Consider the following 19,325-nt stretch of genomic DNA (forward strand, 5'->3'; position numbering starts at 1 on the left):
GTGACCGTGATGGGGATTGGACGGCAGATGGGGGGCAAGTTTGCGCCACTGCTTTTCAGTAAGGTCAGTTCGGCTCATCGTCCTATGACCATTCAACCCTAATTAAGTTCAGTCAGACAGACCCTAGTCGCCAGCGCGGTGCCGCTGGCGTAGTAGGGCGGGGGCAGGGCGGCGCAGCGCCAAGGTCCCCTTGCCCGACTGGTGGCTCCTCGTCGTTATGGCGCTGCTTGTCCCTTGTCTTGCTTCTCCCTCGTCATTGGCTTGCTGCCTTTGTCTGCCGTCCGGAGGGAAGGGCGCGCGGCTTCCGGTTTGCGCTGTTGCCTGTTGCATTTGCTCTGTGTAAACGTTCAGATCGTAAACAGCGGGGACGCGAAGGCGGCAGGGGCTGGGCCGAGCCGGCCCAGTTCCGCCGCCAGGGCCGTCAGTTGGTCGATATGCCGGCCTGCCCGCACTTCGGGTTCCCGCAAGCATAGTCTGGCAACGGGTTTGCTGTGGCACAGAGCGGCCATTTCGTCGAGCGCGTCATCGCCGCCCCTTCCACCCATGGTGCAGAAGAGGCCGACCCGGTGGAAGTGCTGTCGCTGCTGCGCGATGTAGCTGCGCATGGGCGCGCTCATATGGCCGGCCCAGACTGGCGTACCAAGCACGATGAAGGGATAGTCGGATGGATGCCGCTGCGTAGCGGCGATGGGGGCGGGATTGCCGCGCACGGCGTCCCATACGGCGCGCAGGAAGCCACCCGCATTGCGGTAGGGGCGCAGCGCTTGCAGCGCCTCCATGTCCGCGCCGCAGGCCGTGGCCAGGTCGTGGGCGGCCCGGTCAGTCACGCCGGTGCGCGAATAGTAGACAATCAGGCAACTTTTCATGACGTGTTCCTCCATGGGCGAGTGTTGGCGGTGGGCGAGTGTTGGTGGCGTCGCTGTGTCGTCCTGCGAGATGCTGGCCATCAGTTGGTGCGGCCGTCCAGGGGCCTGTCCACCGGGGGGGCCGCCCGCATCGCGGGGCCCGGAAAACCTACTGTCTGGGCCAGGATGATGCGCTGGTTTTCCCGCAGGCCCAGGATGTGCGCCAGCACAGGCCGGTCCACCCAGGCACGGGCAACGCTGGCGAGACCCTGGGCGGCGCAGAACAGATACACATTCTGGCTGATGTAGCCCGTATCGAGCGCGGCATAGAATTTCTGCTCCCGGCGGGGTGCTTGATCCATTCTGGCAAGATCGGCGACATACACCAGGTTGACGGGGGCGCCAGCAACGAAGTCCTGCCAGCCGGTTGCCGCGCGCACATCGCGCTGGTCCAGCTGGCGCAATGCGGCGGCGGCCGGCTCGAACAGGAACAGCCCGTCTTCCCGGGCGACGTAGATATCGATCTCCTGCCAGTTCTTCGCCGACGGCGCGGTGCGCTGCCCCGTTGCCTGGCGGTTGACGCCGCACGCCGCCCACAGCAGGTGTGCCAGCACCGGCATCGGTAGGGGACGCGAGGAGAAAAGGCGGTCGCTGCGCCGCAGTTCGAGCACCTGGAGCAGCGTCTGGCTCAGCGGCGTCAGTGCAGCCTGTCCGTCGTCGAGTGGCAGATTATGCAACTGCGGATCGCTGGTCAGCAGGCTGGTTTCAGGGCTCATGACTTGCTCCTTCAGGTAAGGCTGGCAGTTTCGGGGGCTGGACAAGGTGCAGGGACCGAGTGCATCCGGATGTGGGTTCGACCCGCGGACCGGCGAAAGAGTTCACGGCGGCTGCCTTCGCCGCGCGGCGCGGTCACGGTGCGCTGCATGACGGCGGCGCTGCAGGACCGGATAAGTGCCAGACTCAGCATTTGTCATCGTGATGTTCGTCAATCATCGAGCAGGCATTTTTCCCGGCTTTGTCGCACATCAAGGTGGTGATCGCGTGCCGTCCTAGTATGGTTCTGCCGCGCCGGGCATATACGGCGCATCACCATAGGCAGCAAGTACAGGAGGTCGTATGCATATCCAGCAACATATCAAGGCGTGGCTTTTTGCCGGATTCATCGGCGCGATCGCCGGCGGCGCTGCGGCGCAATCGGGCGATGGCGTGGCTGCCCAGGCGCAGGGCGGCGCCGAGTCGGCGCAGACGGCGGCGCAGCGGGTGACGGAGGCGCTGGCGGTCGTGCGGCAGCTCGACGCGGAGCCCCGCATGAAGCAACTGCTGCAGCAGGCAAAAGGCGTGCTCATCGTACCGTCTTACGGACGGGCCGCATTGGGCGTCGGCGCGCATGGCGGGGCGGGACTCCTGCTGCTGAAGCGCGCCGATGGCGGCTGGAGCGGTCCCGCTTTTTACAGTCTGGGCGGCCTGACGGTCGGCCTGCAGGCCGGGATCGAAGGGGGCGCGATGGCGATGGTGCTCAACAACGACAAGGCGGTACAGGAATTCATGAAAAGGAATAACTTTTCGCTGAGCGCCGACGCGGGGCTGACGGTGGTCAACTGGAGCAAGCTGGCCCAGGGCACGGCAGGCAACGGCGACGTGGTGGCCTGGAGCGCCTCCAAGGGCCTGTTCGGCGACGTGCTGACGGTGGGCGTGAACGACATCCGTTTCAATCAGCGCATGACGAATGCCTACTATGGACGTGCATTGTGGCCGCAGGATATCGCTGCGGGGACGGTCAGCAATCCCCAGGCGCAGCCCTTGCAGCAAGCGCTGGGCAACGCTTCCACCGCCGCCAGGTAGGGCCTGCCTCGTCGCCGGCAGCACCGGTCGGACCGCTTTCGCGCTGGCGGCGCTGCGGCTTGCCCAGGCGTTGCCGTACTGGCGGTGACCCGGGCTGCACGGCATCGCGGTGCCGTGCCGGGTGACGTTCCGTTCACGCTGGAGTTTAACGATCGTGCCCTGCAGGGAGTGTGCCATGTTTCAACACATCTTATTTCCTACCGATGGCCAAGCCCCTTCCCGGACGGCGCTGGGGCAGTGTGTGGCTTTTGCGAAAGCCTGCGGTGCGCGGCTGACAGCCGTGCATGTCGTGCTGCCTTTCCATGTGCTCACCACCGATGTGGAGATGCTGCGCGATACGCCTGAGACGTACGCGGCGCATCGGCAGGCGCGGGCCAGGGCTTGCCTGGAACAGGTCGCCGAATCGGCGCGCGCGCAGGGCGTCGTCTATGAAACGCTGATCGTGGAGCACGAGGACCCCTATCAAGCCATCATCGAGGCGGCACGTATCCACCATTGCGATCTGATCGCCATGGCATCGCATGGCCGCCGTGGGATGCGGGGCATGCTGCTGGGCAGCGAGACGCAGAAGGTATTAACGCACAGCACCTTGCCGGTGCTCGTGTATCGCTGACCAACCCCTCGGCGCCTGGCACTCAGCGCCCGCACCGATTGCGTCACACGTAGTCGACGGCACACTGGTGTCAGCTGCCTTCGTCCGTCAGTGGCCGAGGAAATGCTGTGGGCGCTACTGTCTGCATGTCGCAACAGGCAGGGAGGATGCCAGTCGGCACGGAGGATACTTTGCGAGGCAGACCCAATTGAACTCGTCGTTCGAGGCGCGGCAACCCCCTGTACCGTCAGGCAGGCAACTGGAGCTGGCAGCAAGGCAACAGACCCTGCTCTTGCGGCATCTGGCTCGTTGCCTTGACGGCAATGGCGCGCCTGTGCAATTGATCGAAACTGACATCTCCTGGATACTCTTGACGGGCGACCTGGCCTACAAGTTCAAGAAGGCCATGCGGCGCGATGTACTTGACTACAGCAGCCTGGCAGCACGGCGCCTGGCGTGCGAAGAAGAGTTGCGCCTGAATCGGCGCCTTGCCCCGGAACTGTATCTGGGCGTGGCCAACATCCGCGGCATCCGGACGCGTCCATCCATCGATGGGGATGGGCCAGTGCTGGAGGTGGCTGTGCGCATGCGCCGCTTCGCGCAGTCGGCCTTGTGGCAGGCACGGCTTGACGCCGGACAACTGGGAGCGGCCGAGGCCAAGGATCTTGCCGTGCTGCTGGCAAACTTTCATGCCGGCGCCTTGCGCAGCGGGCGCAGTTCGCCCTGGGGCGGCAGCACCCTGGTTGCCGCCCGTACGATGGCGGACCTCGCTGGCGTCGAAGCCTTGCTCGGCGATCGGCGCCAGCACGTCTTGCTGCTGCAGGTGGCAAGCTGGCTGACGGCGCAGCACCAGCGCCTGGCGCGGGTGTTTGCCCGGCGCAAGGCGGAAGGCTGGGTGCGGGAATGCCATGGTGATTTACATTGTGGAAATATCCTGACGCTTGACGGCCGTGTCCGCGTCTTCGATGGCATCGAATTCAATGCAGGCTTGCGCTGGATCGACGTGGCCCAGGACCTGGCATTCATCTGGATGGACCTGCAATGCCAGGGGCAGGGCGCCCTGGCTGCGCGCTTGCTGAACGATTACCTGGAGCGCAGCGGCGACTATGACAGCCTGGCCGTGCTGCCCTATTATCGGGTGCAGCGGGCACTCGTGCGCTGCAAGGTCGCGTTGCTGCGCGCCGCGTCCGGCAAGCCGGGACGCATCGCGGCGCTGGCCCGGGCATCACGTTACCTGGCCTTCGCGCATGCGTGCACCGCGCCTGGCAGGCCATCGCTGATCATCACCCATGGCTTCTCCGGCAGCGGCAAGTCATGGTTATGCGATGCGCTGGTCGAGCCGCTGGAGGCCGTGCGCCTGCGTTCGGATGTCGAGCGCAAGCGGCTGCATGCCAAGGAGACCGTCGCCGCCATTCCATCCTTGCCTGGCGCGGGCATGTATGACCGTGCCAGCAATGCCGCCACCTACCGCCGGCTCGCGCAGCTGGCGCGCGTTGGCCTGGCGGCAGGTTTGGCGGTATTGGTCGATGCCGCCTTTCTGGAGCGCGAGCGGCGCCTGGCCTTTCGGCGCCTGGCGCGGCGCGGCCAGGCCGCCTTCCTGTTGCTGCAGGTGGGCGCACCGCTGGACCTGCTGCGAGCACGGCTGGTGGCGCGGGCACGTTCCGGCGGCGACCCTTCCGATGCTGACCATGCCGTGCTGGCCTACCAGATGGCATACGCTGATGCGCAGGGTGTGCGCGGCGATGAGGCGGCCGATACCGTGGCGGTCGTCAATGATGCGGGATTTGGCAGCGAGGCGGTGGCCGCGCTGGCGCTGCGCCTGCGCGAGCGCTTGCAGCGACGTGCTGCTGTCCTGCTCAAGGAGCAAGGCAGCTTGCTTTTTCCCGGCGGCACAGTAGCAGTTACGCAGGAAATGCCAGATAAGTGATCACAGCGAGTGATCTCATCGGGTGAGCGCATGTGCGTGAATGTAACTTGGTGTTGCCAAATTGAAAGCTTCAAGTGGGCAATGCCAACGCCATTCCGCCATGTCCGCGAGCATGGCGTGCTTTTCAGCCGATATTGCACTGGCACGCCAGGCCGCCCAGGAGCGCGGCGCCGTGCGGCGCGGGTGGCGGGCACCCGCATGTATCGGAGGCTTGTTCGTCAAGCTACGTCGTACAGGACCGTATGGCCGAAACCCTGCTCATAGTCCAGCACGGAAATGACGCTGGGCGTGATGTGCAGGAAGACGACCCCCGCCCAAGGCAGCGCGCCCGTGCCTTGCATCATCTCCTTGATTTTGGGGAAACGCCGCAACAGGCAGCCTGACGCATGCTGCGTTTCTTCCAGGTCATCGATGATCCGCGCTGTGGCGGCCATGGACAGTCCCTGGATGTGCCGCCAGTCCGCATAGGGCCGGGTGATGGCCAGCGAGACTTTATGGTTGCTTTGAATGTTGCAGGCTTTCTGGCTGCCCAGGCCCACGCCGACATACAGCGTCAGACCGTCATGGGCATAGCTGACCGTGGTTGCCTGCGGATAGCCATCTGGGCGCATAGTGGCCAGAGTCATGTCGGGTACTTGATCGAGCAGGTGCAGCACGAACTGTCGGGAGTGATGGTCCAGCAGCATGATGGTGCTCCTTTGCCTGGAAAGGTGACGAAGATGGAGATGGACAAGCCGTGCATCTACCTTATCCTGGCGGCTGCAATCGTGCATGAACACACCTTGATCGGCATCATGCGAAGCGGCATTAATACGCGAGGACGGCGTAGTCGGGCACAACAGAAGAGTGATTTTTGCAATGGCTTGTTTGAGCAGTGGCAAGCCGGTTCGTTTGATGCATGTCAGATGCTCCCTGCCGTGACCCTCTAAGCTGGAATGGTTGTCTGCCGATGCCCATGTGCGAGCGTCTGCGAATCTCGCGAAGCGGGTTCAGGGTGCGCAGAATATTGCACGGGCACATTACCTTCAAGGAGAGACCCCATGGCCAATAGTTTAATGCCGTTTAATCCACTGCGTGACCTCGCCCGTTTCGATCCCTTCCGGGAAATCGATGACTTTTTTCAAGACTATGCGGCGTTGCCGCGGATGCGCATGGCCGACGCTGCGCCGCTTATCCGGGTAGATATGTCGGAGACCGAGCAGGCGTATATGCTCAAGGCAGAAGTGCCCGGCGTCCAGAAGGAAGACATCAAGGTGGCCATCGATGGCAACCAGGTATCCATTACCACCGAGGTAAAGAAGGAAGAGCGCCAGGAAAACGGCAACATGGTGCGCAACGAGCGCTACTACGGGCAGCAGTACCGCAGCTTCAGCCTGCCGCAGGAGGTCGACGAGAGCAAGGCCGAAGCCAGGTGCCACGATGGCATCCTGGAGCTGACCTTGCCGAAAAAGCCTGGCGGCGGTGGCCGGACGCTGCACATTCAGTAGCCCAAGCGTGCCGGCGTCCGCCCATGCCGGCACCGCTCTTTCTACAGCGGTTTTCTACAGGAGGCCAATATGGCGGGGATTCTGCAAGCGGGTGCTGATGCGCCTTTGCCAAGGACGGGGCGTTTTCCGTCCGCGGTGCGCCTGGAAGAGCGTTTTCGGCTATGGCGTCTGCGGCATGCGCTGCGCGCCATGCGCGGACGTCGGCATTTCCGGCTCGACGTCACGGAACATGACGATGCCTATCTGGTGCAGGCGGAATTGCCTGGTTTTGACAAGGATGCCTTGCGGGTGGAAATCGACGGCAATGCCGTGCTGATCTTCGCCGAGGCGCCACGCCAGGAGCAAGGCGGAGGGGCGGAACGGCAGAGGAATGTGCAATACCGGTACTTTACGCTGGAGCATGCACTCGATGACAGTGCAGCGACGGCGCGATATCGCCATGGCATACTGGAACTGCGCTTGCCGAAAAAGACATCCGGCCGGAGCAAGTATTTGCAGGTAAGCTGAGTGCGCTGGAGCGATCTTGCTAACGCCGGCGCGGGAAGGCAGCATGCTGGCGATGCTATGGCAGGGGCCAGGCCAGGCATTGCGGCGGGTGCGTCTGCCCATCCCAGTATGTGGTGTGGACGTGTTGCTGCTGCGCGTGCAGGCCTGCGGCGTGTGCCGCACGGTTCTGCATATCCTCGAAGGGGCTTGGCTCCGCATCGCCTGCCTCTGGTGCCGGGGCATGAAATCGTTGGAGAGGTAGTTCAGGCAGGCACCCATGTCGACGGCATCAAGGTTGGCCAGCGCGTGGGCGTGCCATGGCTGGGAGGTACTTGCGGGCGGTGCTCGTATTGCCGCACGGCACGCGAAAACCTGTGCGACCGGCCCTGGTTCACCGGCTATGACCGCGATGGGGGCTATGCGCAGTATGTGCTGGCCGATGCATGCTACCGCTTCGCCATCCCGCCCCGCCACGCCGACGCGCATGCGGCGCCACTGCTGTGCGCAGGCCTGATCGGCTACCGCGCTTACGTCATGGCAGGCGATGGCCTGCGCCTTGGCTTGTACGCCTTTGGCGTTGCGGCACACCTGCTGGCCCAAGTGGCGCTGGCGCAGGGACGCGAAGTGTATGCCTTCACCTGCCCTGGCGACGTGCGCGCGCAGCGGTTCGCGCTGTCGCTGGGCGTGACCTGGGCGGGCGGCAGCGATGCCGCCGCGCCCGTGCGGCTCGATGCGGCCATCGTTTTCGCGCCGCTCGGTGCGCTGGTGTCGGCCGCGCTGGCCGCCTGCGCCAAGGGCGGGACAGTCGTCTGCGCCGGCATTCACATGTCAGCCATTCCCGCGTTTCCCTATGCGCTGCTGTGGCAGGAGCAATGCCTGCGCTCGGTGGCCAACCTGACCCGCGCCGACGGCGAGGCGTTCCTGGCCCTGGCCGCCAGCCTGCCACTGAGGGCGGTAGTGACGACATTCCCCCTGGTCGAGGCGAACCGGGCCCTGGCGGCCGTGCGCGACGGCAGCATTGATGGGGCGGCTGTGCTGATGCCGGAATTCCAAGCGTGACGTGCATGACGCCGGCATTGCGCATGACAACACCGTGAACTCAGGCGTAACGGGCACCCAGGCTGCCGCTCGGTCTTGCCGCGGCAGGCAGCGGACACACGCGACGCTGCTTGCACTCGCAGGCCAGTGCCGGGCCTGATCGATTGTGCGGGGTGCAGGCATCGGCGGCGCAGCCGTGCCGGTGCCGGAAGGCAGGCGCGGCAAGCGCCACAGACTTGCACAGCGTGACGGATGTAGCCGCGGCGGAGCGTGCGGGAACCACGCCGCTTCAGCTGGCTGGCAGCCGCTTGCCGCTCTGGTGATGGGCCAGGACCAGCGCCATGGCCGCTGCGGCGACCCTGGATTCCTTGCTGTCGCTGCCATTGCTCAGGGCGATAGGCACGGCCGCGCCCGTTATCAGGCCGCAGGCGCAGGCGCCGGCCAGGCATTCGAGCTGCCCTGCCAGCATGCTGCCAGACTCCATGTCGGGCGCGATCAGGATGTCGGCCTGGCCTGCCACCTGTTGCGGCAAGCCGTGGCGCAGTGCCGCGGACGGCGCGATGGCGCTGGCCAGCGTCAGGGGGCCGTCGAGCAGTGCGCCGCGGATTTGCTGGCGCTGCGCCATCTTGCACAGCGCGGCCGCATCGAGGGTCGAGGCGAGCTTGGGCGTGATGGTGTCTTGCGCGGCGAGGATGGCCAGCCTGGGTTCGGCCATGCCCAGCGCCTGTGCCAGCTCGATCGCGTTGCGGATGATGGCGGCCTTCTCGTCGAGTGTGGGCCGTAGGTTCAGCACGGCATCGGACAGCAGCAGCGGCCGGTCGCAGGCAGGCGTATCGAGATGGCAGACATGGGACAGCAGGCGACCGGTGCGCAGGGCGGCGTGGGCGTCGACGGCCTGCAGCAGCTCGTCCAGCGGCAAGCTGCCCTGCATCAGCAGCGCTACCTCGCCGGCGGCGGCCATGGCCGCGGCTTGCTCGGCTGCGGCGCTGCTGTGCGCCACCTCCACGCTGACGATGCCGTCGAGCGAGCGTCCGCATGCGGCGGCCGCGGCGCGCAGGCGTGCCGCTGGCGCCACCAGTACCGGGAGGATCAGGCCGCGCGCGGCTGCGTCGAGCGCGCCTTCGAGGGCCATGGCGTCGCAGGGGTGGACGACGGCGCAGCGCAAGGGCGCCAGGCCGGCAGCGTGCGCCAGCAGGGCGCTAAAGCGCGCCGCGCTGTCGAACAGGTACAGCTGCGGCAGATGGGTGCGTGGCAGGCTCACGCGCACCGCCGGGGCGATCACGCTGGCGATGCCGTCCAGTACCAGGGCGCCCGTCTGGTTGCGTATTTCGCACTGCAGCTCGACGCGCCGCTTGCCGTCCTCTTTCGACAGTACGCAGGCGTGCACGCGCAAGGTATCGCCGATGCGCACGGGCCGCAGGAAACGCAGTGTCTGTCCCAGGTAAATGGTGCCGGGACCGGGCAAGCACGTACCCAGCAGGCGCGAAATGAGGGCCGCGCCCCACATGCCGTGTGCGACCACGCCATGAAAGCGCGTCGTTTCCGCATAGGCGGGATCGAGGTGGGCCGGGTTGACATCGCCGGACACGGCGGCGAACGCGGCGATGTCGTCACGGCCCAGGGTGCGGCTCTGTTCGGCCGTCTGGCCCACTCGCAGCGCGTCGTACGGAACGTTGACGAGGAGGTCCGGCAACGCGGATGGCGGCGCATCGATCATGTCCGGCCCGCCACGGCATGGTAGCCGCCATCGACATAGATGGTCTGGCCGCTCATGCCCGATGCGGCGTTGCTGGCCAGGAAGGCGGCCAACTGGCCGATCTCGGCCAGCGTGACGAGCCGCCGCAGCGGGGCATCGCGGCGGGTACGCTCCAGCAGTGCATCAAAATCCTTGAGGCCGGACGCGGCGCGGGTCGGCACAGGGCCGGGCGAGAGCGCGTGCACGCGGATGTTGCGCGGCCCCAGTTCGCAGGCCAGGTAGCGCACCATCGATTCAAGCGCCGCCTTCACGGGACCCATGAGGCCGTATTGTGGCATGGGTATTTCCGCGCCCAGGTAGCTCATGGTCAGCAGGCTGCCGCCAGCGGGCATGTGCGCCTCGCATAGCCGGGCCAGCCGCGCGAACGAATGGCAGGAGATATCCATGGCGCGCAGGAAGCCGTCCACGCTGCTGTCCGTGACACGCCCGTGCAGGTCGGCCAGGGGCGCCCAGGCGATGGAATGGATGACGAAATCGAGACCGCCCAGGCGAGCCACCGCGGCGTGCACCAGTTGCGCCAGCGCACCGTCCTGCTGCACGTCGCAGGTCAGCAGGGGGATGTTCAGGCTGTGGGCAGGCGGGCGGGCGTAGGGCAGGGCGCGTTCGTCCGCGCACGATAGCACCAGGCTGGCGCCCAGCGCCTGGGTACTGCAGGCGCAGCCATACGCGATGCTGTGCGCATTGGCCAGGCCGAGGATCAGGCCGCGCTTGCCCTGCAGGGAAAATGGCGTGCCGGACATGGCGGAAGTGGCCGGCATATGTGCCGCCTAGTGCGACATCAGCACGGGCAAGGTCATGGCGCGCAGCAGGGTGCGCGTGACGCCGCCCAGCAGGATTTCGTTCCAGCGCGCATGGCCATACGCTCCCATGACGAACAGGTCGGCCTGCAGATTTGCCGCCAGGGACAGCAATGCCTCGCCCACCGGCTGCTCGGGCGAGGTGGTTTGCCGCTGCACTGCCACCTGGATGCCGTGGCGCGCCAGGTACAGCGCGATGTCGGCGCCGGGCTGGGCGCCGTGCACGCCATGTTCGCGCTCCGGATTGAAGACGGCGACGGTGACGAGCTTGCTGGCGCGCAGCAGCGGCAGCGCATCGCCGATGGCGCGCGTGGCGGCGCGGCTGCCGTCCCAGGCCACCAACGCATGCCGGTCCAGGTGGGCAAAAGTGCCGATGTGCGGCAGGATCAGCACGGGCCGGCCCGCCTGCAGCGCGACTTGTTCGGGCAGCGGCGCAGGCTGCTGCGCCATGCCGCTGTCCGGCTTGCTCTGGCTGAGCACGACCAGGTCGGCATAGCGCGCCTGCAGTGCCAGGTTCGCCGCAGCCTCCTGCTCGCCCAGACGGGTTTCATACGAGACGTCGATGCCGCGCGCCTGCGTCTCGAAGCGTTCCAGCGCTTCCTGCGCGGGGCGCCTGGCCTCGGGTGGACCCGGTGGCGCAGTCGCGGCGCCGACCAGATGGGCCTGCTGGCCCTGGGCGACCAGCCCTGCCAGCGCGATGCGCTCGCGCGCTTGCGGCGCGCCGTCCACGTGCACCACGATCGTCTTGTACATGGCTGCTCCCTTCCAATGAATGACTGCCAGCGTAGCAAGGCGCCCGCCCCCCGCATCTGATCTACATCATGTGTGCGGCGATTGGCGGGACAATCATTGGGCGCTCGGGGCCGGGCGCAGGGTGCGCTGCGGCGGCAATTCATGTTAGCCTTGCGCCAGCCGTATGCCCTGATGTAGGCATGCCCTTGACAGGAGGACGACCATGCCCCCTCAGCGCCCGCAGTCCAGCGGATGGACGACCGCCGAGGCGGCGGCGCGCCTTGCCGCCGATGGTGCGAACGAACTGCCGGCGGCGCGCCCGCTGGGGTACTGGCGCCTGCTGGCCGAGATCGTCCGCGAGCCGATGTTCTTGCTGCTGCTGGCCTGCGGTGCCATCTACATGCTGCTGGGCGACCGCCAGGAAGCGGCCATGCTGCTGGGCTTCGTGGTGCTCGTGATCGGCATCAGCTATGTCCAGCGGCAGCGCACGGAACGTTCGCTGTCCGCCTTGCGCGACCTGTCCAGCCCGCGCGCGCTGGTGATCCGCGACGGCCGCCAGGTGCGCATCGCCGGGCGCGAACTGGTGCGCGGCGACCTGGTCCTGCTGGCCGAAGGCGACCGTGTGCCGGCCGACATCGCCCTGCTGAGGGCGTCGAACCTGATGGCCGATGAATCGATGCTGACGGGCGAGTCGGTGCCGGTCATGAAGCTGGTGCCGGGCTGCGTGTACGCGGGTACCCTGATCACGCAGGGCACGGCCAGCGGCAGCGTGACGGCCACCGGCCAGCACAGCGCGTTGGGCCGCATCGGCGCCGCGCTGGCCGCGCAGGGCGGGGAGCTGACGCCGGTTCAGCAGGAAACCCGGCGCGTCGTGCGCGCTGTCGCCATCGGCGCGCTGGGCCTGGCGGTGGCGCTCGGCCTGGCCTACTGGTGGCTGCGCGGTGACGCGCTGCGCGGTTTGCTGGCCGGGCTGACCCTGGCCATGGCCCTGCTGCCCGAGGAATTGCCGGTGATCCTGACGCTGTTCCTGGGACTGGGCGCCTGGCGCCTGGGGCGCGAGCACGTGCTGGCGCGCAGCATGCCGGCCATCGAACTGCTGGGGGCGACGACGGTGCTGTGCGTCGACAAGACGGGCACCCTGACCAGCAACCGCATGCAGCTGCGCAGGCTGTGGACGGAGGAGGCCGCGTACGCGTGCGGCCAGGCGCCGGAACCGCCCTTGCCGGAAGCGCTGCACGGCCTGCTCGAATATGCCGTGCTGGCCAGCCACCGGCAGGCCTTCGATCCCATGGAGGCGGCCATCGGCACGGCCGGCGCGCGCCTGCTGGCGAACACGGAACACCTGCATGGCGACTGGATGCTGATCGACGATTATCCGCTGTCGCGCCAGATGCTGGCCATGTCGCGCGTGTGGCGCTCGCCCAGCCGGCAAGACTACGTGATCGCCGCCAAGGGCGCGCCGGAAGCCATCATGGACCTGTGCCACCTGGCGCCCGCGCACGGCGCGCGCCTCGTGGCGCAGGTGGCGGCCATGGCGGCCAGCGGCTTGCGCGTGATCGGCGTCGCCTGTGCCGCCTTCGCCGCGCCGCCCCTGCCGTCGGACCAGCATGATTTCGATTTTGCCTTTCTCGGCCTGCTGGCGCTGGAAGACCCCGTGCGCCCCGAAGTGCCGGCGGCGGTGGCGCAGTGCCGCGAGGCCGGCCTGCGCGTGGTGATGATCACGGGCGACCATCCTGCCACGGCGCTGTCGATCGCGCGCCAGGCCGGCATCCCCACGCAGGGCGCGCCACTGACGGGCGGCCAGCTCGACGGCATGGACGATGCCGCGCTGCAGGAGCGCCTGGCCGGGGCGAGCGTGTGTTGCCGCATCGCGCCTGCGCAAAAGCTGCGCCTGGTACGGGCCTTACGCGCGCGCGGCGACATCGTTGCCATGACGGGCGACGGCGTCAACGATGCGCCTGCCTTGAAAGCGGCGCATATCGGCGTGGCCATGGGGGCGCGCGGCACGGACGTGGCGCGCGAGGCGGCCGCGCTGGTCTTGCTCAAGGATGATTTTTCCTCGCTGCTGGCGGCCGTGCGGCACGGGCGTCGCCTGTTCGCCAACCTGCGCAAGGCCATTGTCTTCATCGTCGCCGTGCACGTGCCAATCGCGGGCCTGTCGATCCTGCCTGTGCTGCTGGGCTGGCCCCTGCTGCTGTTGCCGGTTCACATTTTGTTTCTGCAACTGATCATCGATCCAGCCTGTTCCATCGTCTTCGAGGCCGAGCCGATGGAAGCGGGCGCCATGCGCCAGCCACCGCGAACGCCGGGACAGCGGCTGTTCGACGGCGCTATCTTGCTGCGGGGCTTGCTGCAGGGCGCCGGCCTGCTGGCGCTGCTGCTTGTTCTGTTCTGGCATGCGCGGCTATCGGGCCAGTCCGACGAGGCGGCACGCGCCGCCGTTTTCATCGCACTGACCCTGTCTAACCTGGCCCTGATCCATGCCAACCGCCGTGTGGGGAACAGGGACGGGGAGCCGCCGGGCGGCACGAACCCGTATGCGGGCTGGAGCGCCGCCGCGGCCGTGTCGCTGCTGCTGGTGGTGCTGGGTGTGCCAGGGTTGCGGCAGATGTTTGCCTTTGCCGTTCCCGCTGCGGGGCCGCTGCTGCTGTGCTGCCTGGTGGCGGCGGCGACCCTGGCATGGTGCGCCGTGCTGCGGCGGGCCAGCTTGCCCTCTGGCGCCCGCTGACGGGCGGCCAGCACGCTAGCACGCTTATGCGCGCCCGGGCGGCCGACGCCGTTGCCAGGCCAGCGCCGCCATTCCCAGGCCCAGCAAGGCCAGCGTGCCCGGTTCAGGCACCTGTAAAATCAGTAGCGGAACCTGGTCCAGCGCCACCGGAATCAGATTGCCTCCCGCATCGGCCAGCAGGATGTCATCGGCGAACAGGATGGTGTTGGCAGGCGCCGGCTTGGGCGGTACCAGGACGTGGAAGGCGAGTGTGGCGAGCCGGAAACTATCGCCCTGCAGCTGGTCCAGCGTCAGGGCGTCCAGCAGCGACATTTCGTCCAGGCGCAACAGGCCAGGCGTGCTGGCGTCCGCGAACGCCAGGGCCTCGGCGCCGCCGGCCGTCTGGCCCAGCGCCGTGCCCCAGCCCGATGGCGCGCCGGGCAGGAAGGACAGCAGGGTCGGATCGTAATACAGGTCCAGGTGAAAGACGCCCAGCTCGGTGTTCAGGCCGCCGGACTGCAGACCGGCGATGTTCAGGTCAAGCACCAGCAGGCCGCCCGGCGAGATCTGGTAGCCGCCGCGTGGCACCAGGGACATCTGCAGGGCCTGGGCCAGTGGCGTCCAGCTCAGGCACGCCAGCCATAACATTGCTGCAATACATAGCTTCTTCATGATGAGTCTCCCGTGAATTGAGGAAGCCGGTCACGTACGGCCGGCGGGAAAGTGCCGGCCTAATTGCACAAAGGGTGGCTGCAATTGGCCACCAGCTTGCGTACGTCGAGCGCGGTGATCCGGCCGTCACGGTCGAGGTCGCGCGGATCGTTCGGGCCCGATGCCAGGGTGTTCAGGCCCAGTAGCAGAATGTTCACGTCGGCGCGGTCGACCGCGCCGTCGTTGTTCAAGTCGCCAGGCGCGGCGCTGACGCTGGTGTAGGTGACGCTCAGCTCCGAGTAATCGACCATGGTGCCGTCCGTCGCCAGGACGTCCAGACGCTGGTCGCTGACCAGCATGGGCAAGAGGCTGACCACCTGGTCGGGCTGTCCGGTCACGATAGGGGAAGCGACATTGCGCAGCGGCGTCTTCGCCAGGTTCCAGATCAGGTCGTAGATGGCACCCGCTTGCGGGGGAAAGCCCAGCACATCGTGCAGGGCAATCACCCTGCTGGCTTGCCCCTCGTCGGAGACATTGCTCTGATTAAACAGGATGATGTCGTTATCGACTACGGCGCCTGTCATCTTGATGTGCAATTTGACGGTGGCCGAGGTGATGATGGCGCCTTCCGGCACGCTGACCTCATGTGTCAGCCCCACGGACCGGTTATGCGCTGGCTGGTCGAGGTCGACGGCGGGTTCCGCCGCGAGCTTGCCCAGCATGTCGAGCACGTGCTGCGACCTGGGTGCCGTGTCTGCCAGGTCGCCGGGATGGAAATCATCCTTGTCGCCGACCAGGCTGATCTGTGCCGGCGCCCGTTGCACCAGTACCTGTTCTGGTGATGCATTGATGTTGTAGCTGTCAAAAAATACCCAGTGATACACCCCATTGTCGGTCGCCCGGATATCGATCTGGTTGTCGCCCAGCCGCAGTGCTGGCGTCATGTCGATCGCCACGGCCGCTGGCTGACCATTGGGCATCATATGTGCAGATAACTGGTAAGTGCCGACTGGAATGCCATTGACCGTCAGGGTCATCTCGTCGTCCGCAGCCACCAGCGCGACGATTTGCGGTTTCATCCCATTTTCCGGCTCCAGGTGGAGCTGGTGGCGGAAATACGCAGTGCTCGGCGGGCTGCCGGCTTCGGGAACGCCCGGGCCGGGCCAGTACCACATCAGCTTGGCATGTATCCCCAGCGCATTCAGGAAGGGATTGGGCATTGTGTGTGGATTGGGATAGGGCCCATAGGCGGGGATCCAGCCGTTGACGCCATTGGAGCTGGCCAGCCAGCCGTTGCCGGCGCCGCTCAGCAGGTCGGTGCGGGACGATGCCGCGTCAGCGGACGGTGCCGCCATCAGTAGGCTGGCGGCGGCCAGCGCGGCGGCGCCGTAGTAGCCGCAGCGCGCGCATGCCAACGCAATTGTTCGAGAAAAGGTGTTCATGACGTCCTCTTTCAAAGTGCTGCGAGTAGGGGAAAGACAGGCCTCGCAGGCAGGTCTTGTCTGCAGCATGTGTCAGAGCAAGAACAGGGCCAAGAGGCGCAAGTTCTTGATTCATAAAGAGCATTAAGGTGGGGGGAGCAGCAGTTGCTGTGGCGGCTGTCAAATTCTTCGACAGACCAGGCAGCCTATTTCCGACACGTTGGTTCTGACATTCGAGCTCCAGTCGGAACTGACTGTTGCTACCTGGATGGTAAATGCATTCAGGCAATAACGAGGAGCATCACTGGCGCGCACATCAAAAAAATACACCCATAGCTGTTCGTTTGCTGGCAGGATTGCCCCTCTCAGTTTGACCCTCCCGCCACACCCTCGCGAACGCTGCGACCCTGTCGTAAGACCCCTCGAACCCCAATTCCTTCAAGTCCTCATGGATCTGCTTCAGCGTGCGCCGATGTTTGCGTGATTGCGCTGCCTCGGTCTTCAGGAGCGCAGAAAGCTGGAACGCGTATTTGTCGATGGCGCGGGTAGAGCGCCGCTCAGAGTAGGCTGGCTCAATGGTTTCCGATCGCAGATAGCGTGGGACGGTGTTTCTAGAGATACCTAATCGCCTGGCGATCTCTCTCAATGGGACCTGGTCGCGAATGTGCCAGCGTCGAATAATGCCTAGTAATGCCACGTCGATCACTCCAATTCCCCACTCAATGTCATGAGCAGGATTGTGTCTTATACGTGGGTCAGTTTCGTGTGCAAATTATGCGGTGAAGTGGGTCAGATTTCGCTGCAAATCAACATTCATCTACTGTAATTGAACCAGCAATCCATTTAACGCACCTTGCGCCAAGGGGTTCAGTCCCGGCGAACGCCGATCGATTTCGTTGACTGGATCCGCGGCCTACCGCACCTTCCGGCAGACGGAAGTTCCGTTCAAGGCGCCGTCGAATTTTCGCCAGATGCAGGCAAGGCCGACCTCGCTGCGGACTCAGCGCAAGGCAGTTTTTTTTTGTGCATGGCTTCGAGGCCTTGATGCACGAGGTCCAGCAATTCCATTTCTACGGTACTGCCGTTTTGCATGGCCAGTCGCTTCACGACGAAGGCAAGCGCGGGGGAGAGTTCCAGGAATTTCACGATCAACCTCCCTCCTGCCGGCACTGGCGGGTCGATTTGTGTCCCTCTGGCGATGGGCAATGTCCCATGCACAAGCCAGGCGGTGCTGACGCCGAGGGCCGCGGCAATTCTATCTGCCGCTTCCGGCCGTGGTTTGGCCTTGCCTGATTCGTAGCGATACAGTTGCGTGGGATTGATGCCCGCCAGTTCGGCAAGCAGCACTTGAGAGATACGAAGATTCTCGCGGCAGCTTTTGAGGCGCTCAGAAACATGGGTGTTGCCAGACATATATATTGCCTTTCAATCTACAACGTTCATGAATGACCGGCTGTGACGCAGCTGTCTCCACAGTGATGAAAGGAACGAGAGCGTCTTGCTAGCCACAGCTTGGTCAACAGCAGTGATTTTACTGCCAGGGAGCGGCCTGGCGGCCTCCCTTGTTTCGTATTCCTTCCGGTCGGCACGGCCAATGTCGAGATCGTGTACGAGTGCCGGAGCTGACCCTGCCCCGTGGGAGCTGACCCTGCCACGTGCAGGGGAGGGCGTGGGGCGCAGTTGAGCTTGTCAAGAGGCGGCCTGCGTTGCATGAGCTACCTTGCTTGACCTCGCTCTCAGGTCCTGGATGTCAGCGCTCAGGATGGATGAAATACTGACGAATACGGTTTTTCTTGCGGAAGCATGTGCTTTGCTTCCTCAAACTTTTCTTGGGCGAGCAACGCATGGATTGCGTGGGCCAGCGGCGTCACATCCACCACCCTGGTTATCCATTGATGTACGTAAAGTTCTACCGCCTTTTTGCTGAGGCCGATCTGAATGGCTCTGTGAGCTTGCGGCCGCAACAGCAGATCCCGCTCCGGGTCCCATTGGATGCGCACGGGCGATGCCTCTTTCTTCGCCGACCATTCGTCCTTGCTCATGGATGCATCCGCGTGGCTCAGGCAACCGTGCTCCAGTGCCCACTCAAATCCCGCTCTGCTGATATCGATCGCCAGTATGCGTTGCTGACCAGCGTCTTTGAATCCCCAGCCCGCACGATACATCATCCACAAGAAAGACGGTTTAATCCAGGTCATGCGTTCCATCTTGAATGGGGGCGAAGTAAATGTGCCGTTCGTTAATGCTCCATCCGCGATCGCATCCGGATAGGCTTGATAGACACGGATGGTCGATTCGTCGTAGGTGGCCCTGATCTGACGTTCAGGGATGGCTGATGTTGGGTGCTGATCATCTTGCATTGTTACCTTGGTTGAAGCCAGGATGAATCCCGGCGAGTTTGAACATGGTGCTGACCGTGCCACCCGACTCCTGTGCGTGGCCTAAGCAATCCTTCTGCCAGCCATCCGTCGCCGGTGGATAGGCCATGCCGGTGGACTCACGAGGAGGGTGGCAAGGTGGATGGCCTGACTGGCGAAAGTGGGGCGTGGTCAGCTTCGTAAATCTTACACGACCTTGGCCTTGTCCCGCTGCATGCGCAGGGTGCGTAGCTTGCCGATCAAGACGGTGGGAAGGCTGGGGGCATTCTGACGCGATCTTGGTTAATACGGTACGCATCACCATCGCCTGCCCACCTGTTTTACTAGTGGTAATGTGATAGTTGAATGGCAGTTACCAAAGACATAAAGTTCTCAAGAAATAAATAAAATTGCCATGCGGAAATAATTATTTTATAATCTACTTGAGAAAATAATTACGTAAGGCAACTATGCACCTGCGCTTGACGCCATGGTGCGGTGTATTTTTGTTTAGCGGCACCCTGTGTGCCGCCGTGTCCGCGCAGACCCGTCCTGACATTGCGCCGCCCCTTCCCATTCCGCCTGGCAGCAGCCAGCGCGACGATGCCAGCCAAGAACTGATACGCCAGCAAGAACGCGAGCGCCTCCTGCGCCAGCAGCAGGAACGCACGCCCGACGTGCGCCTGC

Annotated in this window: 16 protein-coding genes and 3 pseudogenes; 8 read left to right on the forward strand and 11 right to left on the reverse strand. The window is 64.9% G+C overall.

All coding sequences use genetic code 11. From position 1 onward, the window contains the following. Positions 1–347: 347 nt before the first annotated feature. Both GCN74_RS26925 and GCN74_RS26930 read right to left on the reverse strand, forming a co-directional pair. The gene (locus GCN74_RS26925) at positions 348–866 is read right to left on the reverse strand and encodes a flavodoxin family protein (protein ID WP_152259501.1); all 519 of its coding nucleotides are present in this window, start codon (positions 864–866) and stop codon (positions 348–350) included. Positions 867–946: 80 nt separating this feature from the next. Continuing rightward, complete coding sequence (locus tag GCN74_RS26930; RefSeq protein ID WP_152259502.1) at positions 947–1,621, reverse strand: nitroreductase family protein; 675 nt, start codon at positions 1,619–1,621, stop codon at positions 947–949. Between the two features lie 340 nt (positions 1,622–1,961). Between GCN74_RS26930 and GCN74_RS26935 the strand changes: the two genes are divergently transcribed. The 3 genes from GCN74_RS26935 to GCN74_RS26945 all read left to right on the forward strand — a co-directional run bounded on the left by GCN74_RS26935 (position 1,962) and on the right by GCN74_RS26945 (position 5,206). Next, on the forward strand, positions 1,962–2,687 hold the full coding sequence (locus GCN74_RS26935) for a lipid-binding SYLF domain-containing protein (RefSeq protein WP_152259503.1): 726 nt from the start codon (positions 1,962–1,964) through the stop codon (positions 2,685–2,687). 175 nt (positions 2,688–2,862) lie between these two features. Next, a complete protein-coding gene (locus GCN74_RS26940) occupies positions 2,863–3,300 on the forward strand; it encodes a universal stress protein (protein WP_152259504.1) in 438 nt (145 codons plus the stop codon). A 313-nt stretch (positions 3,301–3,613) separates the two neighbouring features. Next, complete coding sequence (locus GCN74_RS26945) at positions 3,614–5,206, forward strand: AAA family ATPase (protein WP_152259505.1); 1,593 nt, start codon at positions 3,614–3,616, stop codon at positions 5,204–5,206. Positions 5,207–5,424: 218 nt separating this feature from the next. Here the strand turns inward: GCN74_RS26945 and GCN74_RS26950 are convergent, their stop codons facing one another. Continuing rightward, a complete protein-coding gene (locus GCN74_RS26950; RefSeq protein ID WP_226939251.1) occupies positions 5,425–6,087 on the reverse strand; it encodes a pyridoxamine 5'-phosphate oxidase family protein in 663 nt (220 codons plus the stop codon). A 159-nt stretch (positions 6,088–6,246) separates the two neighbouring features. Here GCN74_RS26950 and GCN74_RS26955 point away from each other — a divergent pair, with 159 nt between their 5' ends. From GCN74_RS26955 to GCN74_RS26965, 3 genes and pseudogenes are all read left to right on the forward strand, one after another. Continuing rightward, the gene (locus GCN74_RS26955; RefSeq protein WP_152259506.1) at positions 6,247–6,693 is read left to right on the forward strand and encodes an Hsp20/alpha crystallin family protein; all 447 of its coding nucleotides are present in this window, start codon (positions 6,247–6,249) and stop codon (positions 6,691–6,693) included. A 69-nt stretch (positions 6,694–6,762) separates the two neighbouring features. Next, a complete protein-coding gene (locus GCN74_RS26960; RefSeq protein WP_152259507.1) occupies positions 6,763–7,200 on the forward strand; it encodes an Hsp20/alpha crystallin family protein in 438 nt (145 codons plus the stop codon). A gap of 43 nt (positions 7,201–7,243) precedes the next feature. Then, positions 7,244–8,238: pseudogene (locus GCN74_RS26965) on the forward strand (zinc-dependent alcohol dehydrogenase family protein). A gap of 268 nt (positions 8,239–8,506) precedes the next feature. Here the strand turns inward: GCN74_RS26965 and GCN74_RS26970 are convergent. The 3 genes from GCN74_RS26970 to GCN74_RS26980 are packed head-to-tail and all read right to left on the reverse strand — an operon-like array spanning position 8,507 to position 11,523. Continuing rightward, entirely contained in the window at positions 8,507–9,934 is a 1,428-nt protein-coding gene (locus tag GCN74_RS26970) for a bifunctional enoyl-CoA hydratase/phosphate acetyltransferase (RefSeq protein ID WP_152259508.1), read from the reverse strand. Next, on the reverse strand, positions 9,931–10,731 hold the full coding sequence (gene fabI / locus GCN74_RS26975) for an enoyl-ACP reductase FabI (protein ID WP_226939252.1): 801 nt from the start codon (positions 10,729–10,731) through the stop codon (positions 9,931–9,933). Before fabI ends, GCN74_RS26970 begins: the two co-directional genes overlap by 4 nt. Positions 10,732–10,740: 9 nt before the next feature. After that, positions 10,741–11,523, reverse strand: coding sequence for a universal stress protein (locus GCN74_RS26980; protein WP_152259509.1), 783 nt, complete (start codon positions 11,521–11,523; stop codon positions 10,741–10,743). A 202-nt stretch (positions 11,524–11,725) separates the two neighbouring features. Here GCN74_RS26980 and GCN74_RS26985 point away from each other — a divergent pair, with 202 nt between their 5' ends. Further along, entirely contained in the window at positions 11,726–14,230 is a 2,505-nt protein-coding gene (locus tag GCN74_RS26985; protein WP_152259510.1) for a cation-translocating P-type ATPase, read from the forward strand. A 24-nt stretch (positions 14,231–14,254) separates the two neighbouring features. Here the strand turns inward: GCN74_RS26985 and GCN74_RS26990 are convergent, their stop codons facing one another. The 5 genes and pseudogenes from GCN74_RS26990 to GCN74_RS27010 all read right to left on the reverse strand — a co-directional run bounded on the left by GCN74_RS26990 (position 14,255) and on the right by GCN74_RS27010 (position 18,641). Further along, the gene (locus GCN74_RS26990; RefSeq protein ID WP_152259511.1) at positions 14,255–14,881 is read right to left on the reverse strand and encodes a PEP-CTERM sorting domain-containing protein; all 627 of its coding nucleotides are present in this window, start codon (positions 14,879–14,881) and stop codon (positions 14,255–14,257) included. 59 nt (positions 14,882–14,940) lie between these two features. Then, complete coding sequence (locus GCN74_RS26995) at positions 14,941–16,302, reverse strand: dockerin type I domain-containing protein (protein WP_152259512.1); 1,362 nt, start codon at positions 16,300–16,302, stop codon at positions 14,941–14,943. Between the two features lie 298 nt (positions 16,303–16,600). Next, positions 16,601–16,987: pseudogene (locus tag GCN74_RS27000) on the reverse strand (IS21 family transposase); the annotation flags it as partial. A gap of 239 nt (positions 16,988–17,226) precedes the next feature. Next, on the reverse strand, positions 17,227–17,694 hold the full coding sequence (locus GCN74_RS27005) for a helix-turn-helix domain-containing protein (RefSeq protein WP_152259513.1): 468 nt from the start codon (positions 17,692–17,694) through the stop codon (positions 17,227–17,229). 344 nt (positions 17,695–18,038) lie between these two features. Next, the gene (locus GCN74_RS27010) at positions 18,039–18,641 is read right to left on the reverse strand and encodes a DUF4291 domain-containing protein (protein ID WP_152259514.1); all 603 of its coding nucleotides are present in this window, start codon (positions 18,639–18,641) and stop codon (positions 18,039–18,041) included. 467 nt (positions 18,642–19,108) lie between these two features. Between GCN74_RS27010 and GCN74_RS27015 the strand changes: the two are divergent. Then, positions 19,109–19,325, forward strand: a pseudogene (locus GCN74_RS27015) (ShlB/FhaC/HecB family hemolysin secretion/activation protein); the annotation flags it as partial.

The sequence above is a fragment of the Janthinobacterium sp. FT14W genome (genome assembly GCF_009208755.1).
Taxonomy (GTDB): domain Bacteria; phylum Pseudomonadota; class Gammaproteobacteria; order Burkholderiales; family Burkholderiaceae_D; genus Janthinobacterium; species Janthinobacterium violaceinigrum.

Coding starts and splice junctions, on each gene's coding strand:
- GCN74_RS26930 (WP_152259502.1), bottom strand. CDS start 1,621: ATGAGCCCTGAAACCAGCCTGCTGACCAGCGATCCGCAGTTGCATAAT.
- GCN74_RS26960 (WP_152259507.1), top strand. CDS start 6,763: ATGGCGGGGATTCTGCAAGCGGGTGCTGATGCGCCTTTGCCAAGGACG.
- GCN74_RS26985 (WP_152259510.1), top strand. CDS start 11,726: ATGCCCCCTCAGCGCCCGCAGTCCAGCGGATGGACGACCGCCGAGGCG.
- GCN74_RS26995 (WP_152259512.1), bottom strand. CDS start 16,302: ATGAACACCTTTTCTCGAACAATTGCGTTGGCATGCGCGCGCTGCGGC.
- GCN74_RS26940 (WP_152259504.1), top strand. CDS start 2,863: ATGTTTCAACACATCTTATTTCCTACCGATGGCCAAGCCCCTTCCCGG.
- GCN74_RS27005 (WP_152259513.1), bottom strand. CDS start 17,694: ATGTCTGGCAACACCCATGTTTCTGAGCGCCTCAAAAGCTGCCGCGAG.
- GCN74_RS26955 (WP_152259506.1), top strand. CDS start 6,247: ATGGCCAATAGTTTAATGCCGTTTAATCCACTGCGTGACCTCGCCCGT.
- GCN74_RS26980 (WP_152259509.1), bottom strand. CDS start 11,523: ATGTACAAGACGATCGTGGTGCACGTGGACGGCGCGCCGCAAGCGCGC.
- GCN74_RS26970 (WP_152259508.1), bottom strand. CDS start 9,934: ATGATCGATGCGCCGCCATCCGCGTTGCCGGACCTCCTCGTCAACGTT.
- GCN74_RS26990 (WP_152259511.1), bottom strand. CDS start 14,881: ATGAAGAAGCTATGTATTGCAGCAATGTTATGGCTGGCGTGCCTGAGC.
- fabI (WP_226939252.1), bottom strand. CDS start 10,731: ATGCCGGCCACTTCCGCCATGTCCGGCACGCCATTTTCCCTGCAGGGC.
- GCN74_RS27010 (WP_152259514.1), bottom strand. CDS start 18,641: ATGCAAGATGATCAGCACCCAACATCAGCCATCCCTGAACGTCAGATC.
- GCN74_RS26925 (WP_152259501.1), bottom strand. CDS start 866: ATGAAAAGTTGCCTGATTGTCTACTATTCGCGCACCGGCGTGACTGAC.
- GCN74_RS26935 (WP_152259503.1), top strand. CDS start 1,962: ATGCATATCCAGCAACATATCAAGGCGTGGCTTTTTGCCGGATTCATC.